Origin of the sequence: Ureibacillus massiliensis 4400831 = CIP 108448 = CCUG 49529 (assembly GCF_000772965.1) — a bacterium.
Lineage (GTDB): Bacteria > Bacillota > Bacilli > Bacillales_A > Planococcaceae > Ureibacillus > Ureibacillus massiliensis.
Window position 1 is genome coordinate 24,002 of sequence record NZ_JPVQ01000018.1, and the last position, 16,524, is coordinate 40,525.

A 16,524-nucleotide genomic window follows, 5' to 3' on the forward strand; every position below is an offset into this window, starting at 1 on the left:
TTATTTTTGATTACTTTTATTTAATAAAGCACCTAATGCACCAGCATAACCACTATTACTTAAGAAAATTGGTTTATGTTTCTTTAAAATCGTATAATTCCCGATTACTTTTTTTAGGTATTCATTATTCATTAATGTCGAACCAATGTAAATAATATGTTCACATTCTTTTTGCTCAGCAAATTGTATACTTAATGTAGTAATTACTTCCCCAACGAGAGCTTGTATTGTCGCGAGCAAATTATTTGGTTCAAGTTTCGTATTATTCATAATACTAACATTACCAAAATTACTTGCAGTTAAATGACCTTCTATAGGAGCTTCCATTCCTTGGAAAATATCTTTGACAAATAAGTCAATGTTTTCTCTACTTCCTAACGAAGCTCTTTCAACGATTTCGGTAAAATTAGAGACGCCTGTCATGATGGTAGAAAGACCTGTTAAGGTTCCACCACCAACACCAGTTCCACCGACACGCGTATGGAAATTGCCCTCCATATAGTGGATTGATGTTCCAGTTCCGATATTCGTAATAATACTTTTATCTAATTGATGGCCTTCTTGTTCTAATAAATATTTTACCCCTTTAATTGTAGCTTCAAATTCAACTATGTATTCAATAGATTTCATCGTTTTAAGCACCTTTAATAATTGCTCTGTTCGCCCACCTGTTAAACCAATTTCCTCTATTTGTGGATTTGATTCAATCCAATCCTTCACCAAGGAAAAGTTATTTGATGGAAACACTTTATATTGAAGTTCATTTTGTTCGTTGATAAAAGCTAACTTTGTTAAGGTACCGCCTGCATCAATTCCTATGACTTTTTGCATTACTTACTTTCTCCTTTTGGTTACTCCCTCTCTAAAACTGTAACTTTCTTAGTTTATTATTGCAACCTTTACTACTTAATCGATGTAAACAATTCGGGAGAACTTACATTCCTATGGAAATTATCACTACAGTTTAGACATGTACTGCTTCTTTATAAAATAAGTTTCTTTTCATAAACTCGTCAATGATATTTTTCTGATAGCTATTTATTAAATACTGTAATTTCTTTTCGTAAGTAGCAATCGATTGCCCATCCATTGTAAATAAACTTATCAAGTCCTCATTTTTTAAAAGCTGCTGCAATGTCATTACCTCTGTTTTAGGAATTGAACAGTTATGTAAGCGGAAAATTTTTGATATTTGTTTTAAACCACTTCTTGTGATCAATACTTTACCGTGTAATTTATTTACTAAACTATTGAAAAATCTTTTTATGTCAGGATCCGGGATTATATCGTTTACCAGGACCTTTTGAAGTTCGCCTTCCTTTGAAATACGCTCAACTTCACGTGTATTGTAGTGTAACGATTTTGTTAATGATTTGATTGATAAATCAGAAACTCCTTCATTTGATACAATGCCTATTAAAAGAGTAATCGATACTTCATAAGCTGTTTCTTTTTGCTTCATTTCACTTAATAATAAAGCAAATTCATTTGTTCTTTGCTTTTCAATTAACGATATTCCATCAAGCGCTACGAAAATATTTAATAAACTATACGCATCAGCTAATGCACGATGTTGTGTTTTAATTTCTATATTTAATGAGCTCATCAAACCTGATAAACTTGGTTGATCTTTTAAATGATGATCAATCATATATTTTTGTTGAAAATCAATGATAGGATATAAAAAGTCATTATTTATGTGATAACGAGTCAATTCTTCTTCTAACACTTTTCGATCAAATTCGCCGAAAGTGACAAAAATTGTATTGCCCTGACACCAACGAATAAATTCTCGAATCACCGAATCAAATGAAGATGCACTCAAAATTTCATCTGTTGTAATTCCTGTTAACTTTTGAATGTGATGATTTAATTTTTTAAATTTCGATGGCTTTATTAATCGTTCAAACTTTTCAATTGTGCCATCAGGAAGCCATTTAATTGCCCCAATTTCAATAATATTTTGCCTACCATGTATTAACGTCGCTTCGATATCAATAAAAATGTACGTTTCATTACGACTCAATATCAGCACCTACAACTTTCTATTAAGCTTTGAGTCTTTTAATGCCCACAATACATTGTACAGAATTTTTAATGATATAGACATGGTTTTGTAAAATTATTAAAAATTCAATTTAATTTAAGCTCTTGAACTTGATTATATTTATGATAGTTTCTATTTTAATTTTAAGTAAAATTAATGTACGATAGTAAGGATAGTGACGAACGGAGGAATTTATAGATGAATGACAAAGCACTCCAAAAAGATGCAATGCGAGTTTTAAAAGATACAAGCCGTACTTTTTATATTCCTATTACATTTTTACAAAAAGAACTGAAAATTGCCGTTGCCACAGCATATTTAATGATGCGAGCAATTGACGAAATTGAAGATAATGAACATGTTGAGTTAACGAATGAAATAAAATATAAATTATTAAACGATACATGTGGTCTGTTAGAAGGCCAAGTATTCGATGAAGAAAAATATGCGGAACTAGTTGCACCCTATAAACAATTCTTACCAGAAGTAACATTACGTCTAGGTGATTGGATTCGTCTAATACCTGCCGGAGCTGAGCATATTCTTAAAAAATCAACTAGTGAAATGGCCTATGGTATGGCAAAATGGGCGAAAGCTAATTGGCAAATTGAAACAAAAGAAGACTTAGATGACTATACATATTATGTGGCTGGACTTGTTGGTGTTATGCTTTCTGACCTATGGGAGTGGAAAGAAGGAATTGTAACGAAGAAAGAATTAGCAGTTGGATTTGGACGAGGTCTTCAAGCTGTCAATATTCTACGGAATCAAACGGAAGATATGAAGGATCGCGGAGTTAGTTTTATTCCTGCTGGTTGGACTCGTGAACAGCTATTTGCTTATACAGAAGAAAACTTAATGCTGGCCGATCAATATATTAAAGACATTAATAAAAGATCGATTTCACTATTTTGTAAACTCCCTCTTGCCTTTGCCCATAAAACACTGAAGGCATTAAAAGAAGGGAAAGAAAAAATGTCCCGCGAGGAAGTAGAACAAACTGTACGGGAAATTCAAGGTGAATAAACCAGGTAAATTTTGTCCTCGAGGAACTTTATCGAGGACATTTTCTTCTTGCTTTAGTTGTGTTTCATCCTCGAGGAAAAACTATAAATATGAAAGTATAAGAACTATTTTAAAATCGTCATTCTAACTAACTTTGAAAGACTCATTAATTCTCTATTTCTTTCGATAAATAATATTGTCTTTGTTCTTCTGGCACCATATTCCCACCTGTAGACCAAATTAAATGTGTTGCATTTTGCATTTTATAATTCAAGTTATTATCACTTAAATATTTTGAACCTTTACTGAGTAAAATGATTGGTCCATAAACCCCTGCATGTGCGGATGGTTCCATAAAAATATGTTCCTGTTCATACATCGCTCTTAAACTTTTAAATAAAAACTTGTCTTCAACTGTGTAGCAACCACTTAAAATTTCCTCCATCAATTTCCCAACAAATTTCGAAGGTCTACCCACAGCAAGCCCATCAGCTTCTGTTATATTCGTCAATCCAATATCATTTACACTAATTTCATCATGAAGCCCTGTCATCATACCTAAAAGCATACATGGAGATTGAATTGGTTCACCAAAAAATATATGCACATGGCTCCCATAAATTTCTTTCAATCCATAGGCTACTCCACCAGGACCTCCTCCTACACCACAAGGTAAATAAACAAATAATGGATGTTCTTCATCCACTGCTATATTTTGCTCTTGAAGCTGTTCTTTAACTCTTAATGAACTGACTGCATAGCCAGCAAATAGATCCTTCGAATTTTCATCATCCACAAAATGGCACATCGGATCATTCGCAGCTTGTTTTCTTCCCTCTTCAACAGCTAAACTGTAATCATTTTCATATTCGATTACTTCTACACCTTTACTTCTAAGTAGTTTTTTCTTCCATTCCTTTGCATCCTGCGACATATGAACCGTTACCTTAAAACCTAATGATGCGCCCATAATCCCAATGCTTAATCCTAAATTCCCTGTTGAACCGACGGCAATTTTATATTTACTATAAAAATGTTTCATTTCCTCTGTAAACAATTTAGCGTAATTCTCATCTATACTTAAAAGTCCATGTTCAATCGCTAATTTTTCCGCATGTTTGAGTACTTCATAAATTCCGCCCCGAGCTTTAATTGATCCTGAAATTGGTAAAGCATAATCACATTTTTGCATTATTTTGCCGGGAATCGTAATACCACCTACCCCTTCCATAAATTTCTTCATCTCATGTATCTCTTTTAAATCAGATTCGATAATCCCCTTTGAATTCTTCGTTTCTGGAAAAGCTAGCTCAATGAATGGTGCAAATCTTTTCAATCTTTCCTCTGCTTCAATAACTTCATCAAAAGTAATACTAACATCATTACGTAAGTTTTTATTTAAATTAGGATTAATCCATAAAACATTAGTTGGTTCAATCATTTGTAAAATTAATGGAAATTTATGAATTAAATTGTTCAATTCCTTATTTTTATTCATTATTACCTGCCTCCTTTTTTGTAGAAATCGCTCGTTCACAAAGTTTTCTAAAATAATTTTCAAAATTTATATTATTTTCTACTGTTCTTTTTTTCGGTCCTTTTGTTCTTCCTCCAGCACGTCTGAACTTTGCACTTTCATATCGAAAACTAAGTAATTGATCTATATTTTCCGATGTCATTTCCCTTCCATTTTGATCCATAACAAATGCACCTTTTGCTAAACACATTGCAGCTAGCCCATAATCCTGCGTAATAACAATATCTCCCTTTTTAATCGTATTCACAAGTTTGAAATCAACGGAATCAGGCCCTTTAGGCACAGTAATTGTCATCGCATGCTCTCTTTCAATCCGATGGGAAGTATCACAAAACAACAGTGTTTTCATACCGTAGTCTGAGGAAATGGAAATTGCGATATCAATTACTGGACAAGCATCGGCATCAATTAATAATTGTAAAATAAGTCATCACCAACCTATAAAAAATTTTCGCACTTATAATTATTTCAAAATAATTATTTTCCTTTTTATCTAAAAACAGTATTAAAATCATCTTAAATCAAGATTGAATAGTTAGAAAAATCGTACTATTATACAATCATTAACAAATTGGAGGTTACATAATGACGTCACCACTAGTAAAAGCGAAATCAGAAGCTGAAATCTATATAAATACAGTATTCGAGCAAATGAAAAAGAAGTATTATCACCAAACTGAATTCTTACAAGCTGTGGAAGAAATATTTATTTCATTAGTCCCTGTATTCGAACAGCATCCTGAATATATAAAACATAACATTCTATCTCGTATTGTGGAACCGGATCGTATCATTTCATTCCGAGTAACATGGCTTGATGATCAAAATAATGTACAGGTGAACCGCGGATACCGTGTTCAATTTAATAATGTTGTTGGACCATATAAAGGAGGCTTACGTTTCCATCCTAGCGTAAATGAATCCATTATGAAGTTTCTTGCTTTTGAACAAATCTTCAAGAACTCTCTTACTGGTTTACCAATCGGCGGTGCTAAAGGTGGTGCAGATTTCGATCCAAAAGGGAAATCTGATGAAGAGATTATGCGATTCTGCCAGGCATTTATGACTGAATTATATCGTTATATTGGTCCTGATGTCGATGTTCCAGCAGGTGATATTGGTGTAGGTGGAAGAGAAATTGGCTATCTATTCGGACAATATAAACGCATATGCGCTGCACATGAGGCAGGTGTATTAACAGGGAAAAAACCAGGATACGGAGGCTCATTAGTACGAACAGAAGCGACTGGTTACGGTTTAGTATATTTCGTTGAAGAAATGCTGCATGATCATAAACAATCATTTTTAGACAAAACAGTTGTCGTTTCAGGTTCAGGAAATGTTGCCATCTATGCGATCGAAAAGGCTCAGCATTTTGGCGCTAAAGTTGTTGCTTGTTCTGATTCTAGCGGCTATATTTATGATCCAGATGGAATTGATTTAAACATATTAAAAGAGATAAAAGAAGTAAAACGTGATCGTATTAGAACATATATAGATTATCGACCAAATGCATCATATACAGAAGGATGTTCTGGAATCTGGTCAATTCCTTGTGAAATTGCATTACCATGTGCTACACAAAATGAAATTGATGGAGATGCTGCTCGTACATTGATTTCAAACGGGGTAAAAGTTGTTGCTGAAGGAGCGAATATGCCATCTAATTTAGAAGCAATTAATGAATTCCTTAACAATGGTATTTTATTTGGCCCAGCAAAGGCTGCAAATGCAGGTGGAGTTGCAACAAGTGCACTTGAAATGGCTCAAAATTCTAGTCGCACTTATTGGTCATTTAGTGAAGTCGATGAAAAGCTTCATAATATTATGAAGTCTATCTATTTAGAGTGTAAAAATGCTGCTAGCACTTATGGGTTCGAAGGAAATCTAGTTGTAGGTTCAAATATCGCTGGTTTTGTAAAGGTTGCAAATGGGATGATTAGCGAAGGGGTTTATTAAATATATAAATTGAAAGGCTTCTCAAAGGGGATGAGAAGCCTTTTTCGTTCCCTTTTATGATTTCTTCAATATTTTATACATTAACCATATTTATGCTACACTAACATTAATTACATTGATGAGGGGTTGGAAAGTCATGAAACGTAGTGAAGTAAAATTAGAAGAAACTTGGGATTTAACTCCCCTATTCGACTCAGAAGTAGAATTTGAAAAAGCAATAGATCAGGTAAAATTAGAATCAAAACATATCACCAAATATAAAGGGACAATCAATACCGCGGACTCCGTTATAGAAGTGATTGGGCGTTATGAAAAGCTAATGGAATTACTTGTTCCAATTGGTTCGTATGCAAATCTCTCCCTTAGTGTCGATCAAACAAATGAAGAAGCCCAATTACGTGCAGCAAAAGTAGGACAGCTTTTTTCTGAAATAAATGCTGAAACTTCTTTTATTACAAGTGAATTACTAGAGCTCGATAAAAGTGCGTTAGAGGAAGCAGAAAAAAATGAACCGAACTATTCTAATTATTTGCAAAAACTGATTCGTAAAAAACCATACCAATTGCACCCGGAGGTCGAAAAAGCACTAGCGGCATTGGGAACAACTTTTGATGCACCATATGAACTATATGACACTACAAAACTTGTAGACATTCAGTTTGAGGATTTTGAAGTGAACGGTAAAAGCTATCCTTTAAGCTATAACTTATTTGAAGGCGATTGGGAGTTAGAGCCAGATACGGCCATTCGAAGAACTGCTTTTGATGCTTTCTCTTCTAAATTAAAAGCCTATCAGCATACAACAGCCAAAACATACGATATGCATTTAAAAATCGAAAAAACAGAAGCTGATTTGAGAGGATTTAATTCAATTTTCGACTCCTTACTTTTCGAGCAAGAGGTGGATCAAAATTTATATCATCGTCAAATTGATATAATAATGAAAGAACTCGCTCCTCATATGCGACGATATGCAAAGCTTCTACAAAAAGTACACGGATTAGAAAAGATGACTTTTGCTGATCTTAAAATATCATTAGACCCAACTTACGAACCTAAAATATCGATCGAAGAATCACGTCAATATATGAAAGATGGTCTTTCGATTATGGGTGAAGACTATGTGAAAATGCTTGACCGCGCATTCGATGAGCGTTGGATTGATTTTGCACAAAATAACGGAAAGTCTACAGGTGCCTTTTGTGATAGTCCTTATGGTTCCCACCCATACATTTTAATTTCATGGACTAGTCGGATGAATGAAGTGTTTGTTTTATCGCACGAGCTCGGTCATGCAGGGCATTTCCATTTAGCAAATGCACATCAAAACATCTTTAATGCTGAGCCCTCTCTTTATTTTATCGAGGCTCCTTCTACGATGAATGAAATGTTAATGGCAAATTATCTACTTCAAAGTTCAAATGATGCTCGTTTTAAACGTTGGGTTATCTCAACAATAATTGCACGTACTTATTATCATAACTTTGTCACGCATTTACTAGAGGCTAGTTACCAACGAAAAGTATATGAAATTATTGATAATGGCGGTAGTGTAAATGCATCGATTTTAAATAACATAAAAAAATCCGTTCTTGAAGAGTTTTGGGGTGATTCAGTAGAAATAATAGATGGAGCAGAACTTACTTGGATGCGCCAACCACATTATTATATGGGCTTATATCCTTACACCTATTCCGCTGGATTGACTATTGCAACCCAAGTTTACAAACGAATTCAAAGTGAAGGTCAAAATGCAGTAGAAGATTGGATCAAAGTTTTAAAGACTGGTGGAACAAAAAGTCCAGTTGAACTTGCCCAAATGGCTGGTGTTGATATAACAACTGATGCCCCACTGAAAGATACTATCGCATTTATCGGTTCGTTGATTGATCAATTAGAACAATTAACGGATGAACTAGATAAATAACATAGGCGGTATTTAATATGGATTAAAAATGTAAACAAACTCGAAATGACATTTAAGTTTGTTTACATTTTTTTATTACCTCAGGTGAAATTAGTGTGGAAAGGGTTTATCGGGGACTTTTAGTTTGATTAAGGGCTGGATTTTGTCCTCGAGAGGGATTTTCGTGGACATTTCATTCGATCCTGAGCTGGATTTTGTCCTCGAGAGCAGTTCTCGTGGACATTTCACTCAATCCTGAGCTGGATTTTGTCCTCGAGAGCAGTTCTCGTGGACATTTCACTCGATCCTGAGCTGGATTTTGTCCTCGAGAGCAGTTCTCGTGGACATTTCACTCGATCCTGAGCTGGATTTTGTCCTCGAGAGCAGTTCTCGTGGACATTTCACTCGATCCTGAGCTGGATTTTGTCCTCGAGAGCAGTTCTCGTGGACATTTCACTCGATCCTGAGCTGGATTTTGTCCTCGAGAGCAGTTCTCGTGGACATTTCACTCGATCCTGAGCTGGATTTTGTCCTCGAGAGCAGTTCTCGTGGACATTTCACTCGACCCTCAACCAAATTCTGTCCTCGAAAGACTTAACAAATAAACTTTCGTCATCCCCTAACACTACATACATCCTACTTTTATGCCTGAAACTTTTGTTGTATACGTGCAACCCTAAACTCGACACCTTTGGCAAATGCTTAAACTACTTTCCTTTATTTTAAATCACTAAGTTCTTTGTTAACTCAGGTTGCTGACTTAAAATAGATACCCCTGATTTAATCGCGGCTTCACCTACCGCTTTTGCAACAACCTTTGCTACTCTTTCATCTAAAGCTTTTGGAATTATATAATCCTCTGTTAATTCTTCTTCAGATATTAAAGAGGCGATTGCTTTTACTGCTGCTAATTTCATTTCTTCATTTATATCCGTTGCCCTTACATCTAAAGCACCTCTGAAAATGCCCGGGAATGCCAACACGTTATTAACTTGATTTGGGTAATCGGAGCGACCTGTGCCAATAACTTTCACTCCCCATGCCTTCGCATTCTCATAAGTAATTTCTGGATTTGGGTTTGCTAATGCAAATACGATTGGATCTTCGTTCATTGCTTTAATATGATCTTCTGTTAATAAATTGGCTACAGATACTCCGATAAATACATCTGCTCCTTGTAAAGCATCAAATAAGTTTCCTCTTAAATTTTCAGGATTCGTACTTAGTGCTATTTTTTCTTTTATAGGATTCATCCCATCAGGTCTACCTTCATAGATAATACCTGTTGAATCACACATCAAGATTTCTTTATACCCTAATTGTAATAACAGTTTTAAGATGGCTATCCCTGCTGCCCCTGCTCCGTTTATCACTATTTTAATGTTATCCTTATTTTTACCAGTAAATTTCAACGCGTTAATTAAACCTGCACCAACTACAATTGCTGTACCATGTTGATCATCGTGAAAAACAGGAATATTGCATTCTTCACGTAAGCGATCTTCTATTTCAAAGCAACGAGGTGCTGAAATATCTTCCAAATTAATAGCGCCGAACGTCGGAGCAATGGCTTTTACTGCTTGCACAATTTCATCCACATTTTTTGTATTTAAACATATTGGAAATCCATCCACATCACTAAATTTCTTTAACAGCAATGCTTTCCCTTCCATTACTGGTAGTGCAGCTTCTGGACCAATGTCTCCAAGTCCTAGTACGGCAGTTCCATCCGTCACAACTGCCACTGAGTTCCCCTTCATTGTATAACCATAAACAGAAGATGGATCCTTCTCAATCTCTAAACATGGTGCTGCTACACCTGGAGAATAGGCTAAACTTAAATCATATGTATCTTCAATACGTACCTTTGATTTAATCTCCAATTTCCCTTTATTTAACGCATGCATTTCTAATGAATTTTTCATTATATCCATAAATCCCACCCCTTCAATAATAAATTAAACTGTTATATATTTTTGTATGATATTTCTTTACTGTGTTAAAGTCAATCACCAATGACGATATTTTCTAGAAAAACATCAATTTCCTTCATACAATACATCATTTTATTATTTGCATTATTTTTCACAATCAAACATTTCTTCAAAAAATTATTATTTTGAAATATTTTTTAAATTTCAAATAAGTTTATTTTTCCGTTTATATATGCTTCTTATCCTGTGAAATGATGCACGTATCACTTTGTTCAAAAAAATATGAAGAATTTCACAAACTCAATTTCTTCATTTTTATTCACCTCAATATTCCGTCACAATTTGTTCACATTTAAATAATCATCATTTTCGCACCAATTGCATAGAAAAGTCTCTATTAAAAAATAAAAAGACCAAAATGCTCAATACATTTTGGTCCGATTTATAAGGTTGGTAGCTTTTATGTTTTAGAATTATTTGTTAACGAGTATTTCTAAAAATTCATATGGAACATAAGTTTTACCTTTTTCAAGTAAAGCAGGTTCTTCTTCAAAGTACTGGATGGCTTTATTATAGCCATAAGACTTTGTGCCACGAGTTATCGTATAAGATAGAGCACCTTTTGAAACAATTGCTCCTTTACCATTTGAATCAACTGTGTATCCTAATTGCTCAGCAACTAATCGAAGTGGAATCATTTTAACATCATTTACAACATAGAAATCTTCTTCAGCAATTTTATAGGCTTTCTCTACGTTTGCTGATTCTGGATTCTCGGCAGGAGGATTACTTTCTTCTTCATCATATTTTAAAACAATAACCTTTGATGGAGATGTTTGACCAGGGTAACTTTTTAATACGATATCATAGAAAATCACTACATCTTCGTTCACGATATCATCTTTTGAAAGTTTTGTTCCTGATAAGTTTACAATTTCCGTTTCTTCATTTACATGAATAATCAAGTTTTTATTTTTGTTTAGGAAGTCTTTATCAAATTGATCATACTGAACAGTTCCTGCTTCTTCCGTCTGAACAATTACCACTTCCGGTGAATATCTAGGTGGATAAATCATAATCATTGGTTTTGAAGAATCTACATACGCTGTAAATTGCATACCTTCTTTTAAAGTAATCTCTTCTCCGACATTATTTAAAATCACCGTTTTATCATCGAAGTAGAAGTAGAATGGTTCTCCCTCAGTCTTTACTGATACGAAGGATAGCCCACTTGGTTCTTTTGTAATTTCTCCAATTACGCCTTCAATCTGAATGAAGTTCGGAACTTCAACGGGAGCTTCTTCTGAAATCGGTATTACTTCATCCTCAATAATCAATGTTTTATATTCCAACCCTTCTGTATCCTCAATAGGCTGCCCTTCTATATATTGAGCTGAAGCTGTTGGAACGACAACAATACTAGCTGCTAAAGCCGCTGTTGTTATCATAGTTAATGATTTTGATTTTTTCATCTGTTTTCCTCTCCTTTGTAATCGTTTCCTATGATTAGTCGCAACAGATTGGAAAAAGTTTCACGATTTTGGGCATTTTTCTAACAAAAACGTACAACCCATTACTTTAGTTTGGGTTGTACGCAAATAATTTTATTTATTTTCACCAGTTTCAATATCATATTGTGTAATCCAATCACTGAAGCTACCAACATATAATCGAATATTTTCATATCCTGATTCAGCTAAAACAGCATATAATGGCGAAGCTGTTACGCCAGAACCGCAATAAACGACAAGCTCCTCAACCTTTGGAAACTTATTTAGTAATTGTTCAGATGCTTTAAGTTTCGTGCCATCCTTTAATTGTTCCCAATCGAAATTTTTAGCCGTTGGAATATGTCCTGCTTTTACATCAATTGTTTCATTTTCTCCTCTATAACGAATCGCAGCACGTGCATCAACTAATGTTGCCTCATCCTTACCATCCACAATATTTTTTACATCCTGACGATTTGCATAAATCGAATCATTCCACTCTAATTCTAATATTGTAGGTTCATAAGTCTCGATTTCATTAGTTGCCGCAAATCCCACTTCTTTTAATGCATCATAGCCGCCATTCACAATAAACACATTAGGGAAATTTGCATATTTTAGCATCCACCATGCACGAGCTGCAAATGGTGCTGCCCCTTGATCATAAATATAAATCAAATCATGTAAAGAAAGTCCTGCTGTCTCAAACAATTGCTTTAAAGTTTCCTTTGAAGGCATTGGGTGTCGGCCTTCAGATTTTGATAAATCCGATAGGTGCTTTTCTAAATCCCAATATATTGCCCCTTCAATATGCTCTTCATTAAAGGCAAGCTGACCCCATTGCTTGTCTTGAAGATTAAAACGAGTATCGATAAAACGTCCTTCTTTTTTTACATCCCTAGCTTCAACAAAAACATTTCCCATCATTAAACCTCCGTTTTTTGTAAATCAGAATAAATTGCTTTCCATGCAGCTAAACGACTTTCTTCTTGTAGTAATAATCGTTCAGTGTCAATTTGTGCGATTGCTTCAGTCGAAATATGCTGACGTAAGCGTTCTGCCTCTTGTTCAATAAATTCTGTTGCCCAAACTAACAGCTGTTCTTTTTCTTTTTCTAAATAAGCTTCAGCATCTTGTTTTGTTAATTCTTCAAGCGCAATTTTTAGTAATTCTTTTTCATTTTTTTCAAAGAAAGACTTTGTATTTTTAAAGTAAGATTTTACTGAAGCATATTTTTCATAATTTTCAAATGGACCTTTAAAGTCTAATAAATTTGGCTCATCAGATTCATACGCAACAAAAGAGAAACTATTATTTAATTCTTTCAATGCTCGAACCTCTTCTTTGTACTTTTCTTGGAATTTCTTTTGAATAAATTGAGCCAATCTAAAATTCGTCACTCGCAATTCTTGAGCAAAATCAAATTTCAACGCATCCAATATTTCTTTTAATGCCTGTTGCAGTGCAACCTGAGCTGGTTTTGATGCAAATGTAGATGGGTTATAGCTCTCTCTAAAGAAATCAGGGAAACGATAGTAAACCCTTTGTAATACATAATATAAAAGTTCATCTAACTCATGTTTCATATCACTGATCAACATACTAGTTGATGTGTTCGTATACATTTTTTGAACTTTTTGCTCTAGTTGGGTTAATTCTACCAAACGCTCATCTTTACGTTTTAAATTTTCTTCAGTTTGTATGATTAAACTGTGTAATCGCTGATGCGTTTTTTCTACTTCTTCATGTAACGATTGAATTGCAATTGAAGTTAAATCTTCATTTAAGAAATGATAGAAGGACTCTTCAAATGGCAACATTCCAGATTGATAGTCATTCTTTTCAACCTTTTCCTTCAATGCATTTAAACTAGATACTCCATAGATTTTTGGGAAACGAATTCCGAATCTTTGTAATTCATTATGAACATAATTTTTTACGTCTTCTTCTTCATCTTTTGTTTCAGCTAAATCTATTGCGTTTACAATGAAGAACATTTTATCAAGTTCAAATGCGTCTTTTACACGTCCTAATTGAATTAAAAATTCACGGTCAGCTTTTGCAAAAGCGTGATTATAATATGTGATAAATAAAATCGCATCTGCATTTCGAATATAATCAAAGGCTACACCAGTATGTCTTGCATTAATAGAATCTGCTCCTGGAGTATCAACAAGTGTTACACCCATACGAGTTAAAGGACTGTCATAGTAAAAATCAATATTGTCCACAAAACACGAACGGCTTTCTTCAGCAACGAATAATTCAAATTCTGATCGGTTTACTCGAAGGGTTTGTCCAAGTTGCGCTTTATAAGTTAGATAGCCTTTTGCATAGGCACGAATAAATGATTTATGAACATTAAGTCGTTCATCTACTAATTCAACCTTCAATCCTTCTTCCGCTCTATCGTAAGCTTCCTCAAGAGAGCTAATGGATAAGCCTATTGCTTCATAAGAACCTTTAATATCTTCTAATAGCTGCTCAGCGGTTTTTAATTGTACATCTGCCGTTTCATGGGGATGCTCAATTGATGCTGGTCGGATTTTATTGATTGCTGCAGTCGTCGGATTTGGTGACACTGGAAGAACTTTTGATCCAAGTAATGCATTGGAAAAACTTGATTTTCCAGCACTGAAGGCACCGAAAAGTGCAATGGTAAAGTCTTTCTCTTTTAATCTTTCAACTTTTTTCATTAGGAATTGTGAAACTTCCTCAAAGCCTTCAATTTTACTTACTGCGTTTGCTGTAGTGATAGCAGTTTTAATTACTTCCTCACTGCTTACATTAATTTCTGAATCTGTCGCTTGTGCTTGGATAGTTTCGGTTTTCTCTACTTTTTTTGTTTCAAGCATGGAAGGTTCAAACAGTCGAATATCCTTTAATGATTGTTCAAAATCTTTAACCCATTGAGTACTTTGTTTATTTGCCTCTTCTCGTATATCTTTAGTTAATTTAATTAGTTGTTTTTCCGCAAATTGCTTTCTATCATCAAAAGATTGAATAGTGTTAATTACATTTACCTTAAATGCAATTTGACTCAACTTTTCAGATACAGGTGCTTGAGAGTTTTTTGCAACCTCATTTAATAAATCTGCCTGCTGATCCTTCCATTTATCTGTTTCCTGAATGAAGAATCTTTTTGTTGCTTCCGCTACACGATTTGCAAAGTTTAATACGGCATCACCAGTGACAAGAGAGCCCTTATGAATCTGATCTTCTATCACTGAAAAAGGTATTTCAAATGTAATATGATCGATTTTTGATGCAGTTTGTTCTGTTAAGGCCCCTACATCACGTAACGATTGTTTCATTAACCCTTTTAAATGCCCGATAATTTGGGAACTTACAATGGATAAATATTGATCGTACATCTCTTCTTTACGTCTTGAAATTTCTTCTTCTGTCTTTTTCTTTGCAGTGAATAGTCCTCCAACTTTAAATCCAGGTTGTTGGGATTCTAAAAATAAACGTAATTTATCTCTAAAATCAGCTGGAATAATCGCCGCATTGTCTAGCAAATCTTTTCGTTTTTCTTTAAGTGTATCATTCCAATTTTCAAATGAAAAAAGTTCAGTTTGTAATTTTAATTTTTCGTAGTCTTCTATAATTTCCTCACGATTTTGCCACTCTTCCTTAGAAAGAGTTTCTTCATAATCGATAAATAACTGCTTTTGCTCTTCTTCTAAAAATTGGATATGCTCATCATGCATTTTTTTCAATGTACTTTCAGCTGTCATAAGAAGCTGTTCCTGATAGTTTTCCATTGAATCCATGACGATTTTCTTCACTTTTAGAAAGTCATTATGAGGATGGTCTAATTTCTTTAATGATGTGAAGAAAATCCCTTTCGGTTCAACACCCCATGCTGCGAAAGACTGATAAACTGACTGCTTATATTCTTCAAATGGTAATTCATTTTCTTTATGCTTGTCGATTTGATTTACAATTAAATATACGTTCGGATTATATTTCATTAGTTGCTTTGTAAATTGAAAGTTTAATTCAGATTGTACATGATTATAATCCATTGTATAAAAAACAATATCAGCAAGATGAAGAGCTGATTCAGTAGACATTGCATGGGCATCATCTGTCGAATCTACCCCAGGTGTATCCATCACCGTAACCCCTTCTGGTAAAGAGGAGTTACTATGGCCAATTTCGATTTGAGATACAAGTTCTCCATTTTTACTAAGCTCTTTAACTGTTTTAAAATCGTAGCCTGCTTCAAACTTAATCGGTTGTTCATGATGCATATGAATAATGGCGTAGTCCACATCCGATTTATGAACTTTCACGATGTTCGCACTTGTCGGAATAGGACTTGCAGCTAAAATGTCTTCACCAGACAATGCGTTAATCATGCTTGATTTACCAGCAGAAAAATGCCCTGCAAAAGCTATCACATATTCTTTTTGTAGTAACTTGCGTGCAAATAATTGAAGCTTTTCTAAACGTTCTGTATCTTCATTTTTTTCATAAATTATGTATTGCACAGCAGTTTGGGAAAATAATTGCTGTAATTTTTCTTCAAAAGAACTCATCAAAATAATGCCCCTTTGTCTTCTTTTTGTCACAATTATATACTACCACGGTTTAAAAACAAAATCGGCTATTAAATGAGAAAAATTTTGATAAATTGA

11 protein-coding genes are annotated in these 16,524 nt (G+C 34.2%); 3 read left to right on the forward strand and 8 right to left on the reverse strand.

The annotated features are described in order from the left end of the window. The gene (gene coaW / locus CD30_RS10815; protein WP_036176644.1) at positions 1-831 is read right to left on the reverse strand and encodes a type II pantothenate kinase; all 831 of its coding nucleotides are present in this window, start codon (positions 829-831) and stop codon (positions 1-3) included. Positions 832-964: 133 nt separating this feature from the next. Continuing rightward, complete coding sequence (locus CD30_RS10820; protein WP_036176647.1) at positions 965-2,026, reverse strand: 3'-5' exonuclease; 1,062 nt, start codon at positions 2,024-2,026, stop codon at positions 965-967. Positions 2,027-2,245: 219 nt separating this feature from the next. Between CD30_RS10820 and CD30_RS10825 the strand changes: the two genes are divergently transcribed. Next, a complete protein-coding gene (locus CD30_RS10825) occupies positions 2,246-3,073 on the forward strand; it encodes a squalene/phytoene synthase family protein (RefSeq protein WP_036176650.1) in 828 nt (275 codons plus the stop codon). A gap of 145 nt (positions 3,074-3,218) precedes the next feature. On the opposite strand, the gene CD30_RS10830 is transcribed toward CD30_RS10825, so the two are convergent. Beyond that, on the reverse strand, positions 3,219-4,550 hold the full coding sequence (locus tag CD30_RS10830) for a D-serine ammonia-lyase (protein WP_036176653.1): 1,332 nt from the start codon (positions 4,548-4,550) through the stop codon (positions 3,219-3,221). After that, positions 4,543-5,013, reverse strand: a complete 471-nt coding sequence (locus CD30_RS10835) for a YaiI/YqxD family protein (RefSeq protein WP_036176656.1) — start codon at positions 5,011-5,013, stop codon at positions 4,543-4,545. The genes CD30_RS10830 and CD30_RS10835 overlap by 8 nt, the downstream gene beginning before the upstream one ends. 161 nt (positions 5,014-5,174) lie before the next feature. On the opposite strand from CD30_RS10835, the gene gdhA reads away from it, so the two are divergent. Both gdhA and pepF read left to right on the forward strand, forming a co-directional pair. Then, a complete protein-coding gene (gene gdhA / locus CD30_RS10840) occupies positions 5,175-6,548 on the forward strand; it encodes an NADP-specific glutamate dehydrogenase (protein WP_036176659.1) in 1,374 nt (457 codons plus the stop codon). Positions 6,549-6,684: 136 nt separating this feature from the next. Continuing rightward, entirely contained in the window at positions 6,685-8,475 is a 1,791-nt protein-coding gene (gene pepF, locus CD30_RS10845; RefSeq protein WP_235802049.1) for an oligoendopeptidase F, read from the forward strand. Between the two features lie 701 nt (positions 8,476-9,176). Here the strand turns inward: pepF and CD30_RS10850 are convergent. The 4 genes from CD30_RS10850 to CD30_RS10865 all read right to left on the reverse strand — a co-directional run bounded on the left by CD30_RS10850 (position 9,177) and on the right by CD30_RS10865 (position 16,425). Further along, the gene (locus CD30_RS10850; RefSeq protein WP_036176665.1) at positions 9,177-10,388 is read right to left on the reverse strand and encodes an NAD(P)-dependent malic enzyme; all 1,212 of its coding nucleotides are present in this window, start codon (positions 10,386-10,388) and stop codon (positions 9,177-9,179) included. A gap of 473 nt (positions 10,389-10,861) precedes the next feature. Continuing rightward, entirely contained in the window at positions 10,862-11,860 is a 999-nt protein-coding gene (locus tag CD30_RS10855) for a stalk domain-containing protein (RefSeq protein WP_036176668.1), read from the reverse strand. Between the two features lie 132 nt (positions 11,861-11,992). Continuing rightward, entirely contained in the window at positions 11,993-12,802 is an 810-nt protein-coding gene (locus CD30_RS10860) for a sulfurtransferase (protein ID WP_036176672.1), read from the reverse strand. A gap of 2 nt (positions 12,803-12,804) precedes the next feature. Beyond that, positions 12,805-16,425 carry a dynamin family protein gene (locus CD30_RS10865; protein ID WP_036176675.1) on the reverse strand — a complete coding sequence of 1,207 codons (3,621 nt, stop codon included), beginning with the start codon at positions 16,423-16,425 and terminating at the stop codon, positions 12,805-12,807. Positions 16,426-16,524: the final 99 nt, after the last annotated feature.

Coding starts and splice junctions, on each gene's coding strand:
- coaW (WP_036176644.1), bottom strand. CDS start 831: ATGCAAAAAGTCATAGGAATTGATGCAGGCGGTACCTTAACAAAGTTA.
- CD30_RS10825 (WP_036176650.1), top strand. CDS start 2,246: ATGAATGACAAAGCACTCCAAAAAGATGCAATGCGAGTTTTAAAAGAT.
- CD30_RS10830 (WP_036176653.1), bottom strand. CDS start 4,550: ATGAATAAAAATAAGGAATTGAACAATTTAATTCATAAATTTCCATTA.
- gdhA (WP_036176659.1), top strand. CDS start 5,175: ATGACGTCACCACTAGTAAAAGCGAAATCAGAAGCTGAAATCTATATA.
- pepF (WP_235802049.1), top strand. CDS start 6,685: ATGAAACGTAGTGAAGTAAAATTAGAAGAAACTTGGGATTTAACTCCC.
- CD30_RS10850 (WP_036176665.1), bottom strand. CDS start 10,388: ATGGATATAATGAAAAATTCATTAGAAATGCATGCGTTAAATAAAGGG.
- CD30_RS10855 (WP_036176668.1), bottom strand. CDS start 11,860: ATGAAAAAATCAAAATCATTAACTATGATAACAACAGCGGCTTTAGCA.
- CD30_RS10860 (WP_036176672.1), bottom strand. CDS start 12,802: ATGGGAAATGTTTTTGTTGAAGCTAGGGATGTAAAAAAAGAAGGACGT.
- CD30_RS10865 (WP_036176675.1), bottom strand. CDS start 16,425: ATGAGTTCTTTTGAAGAAAAATTACAGCAATTATTTTCCCAAACTGCT.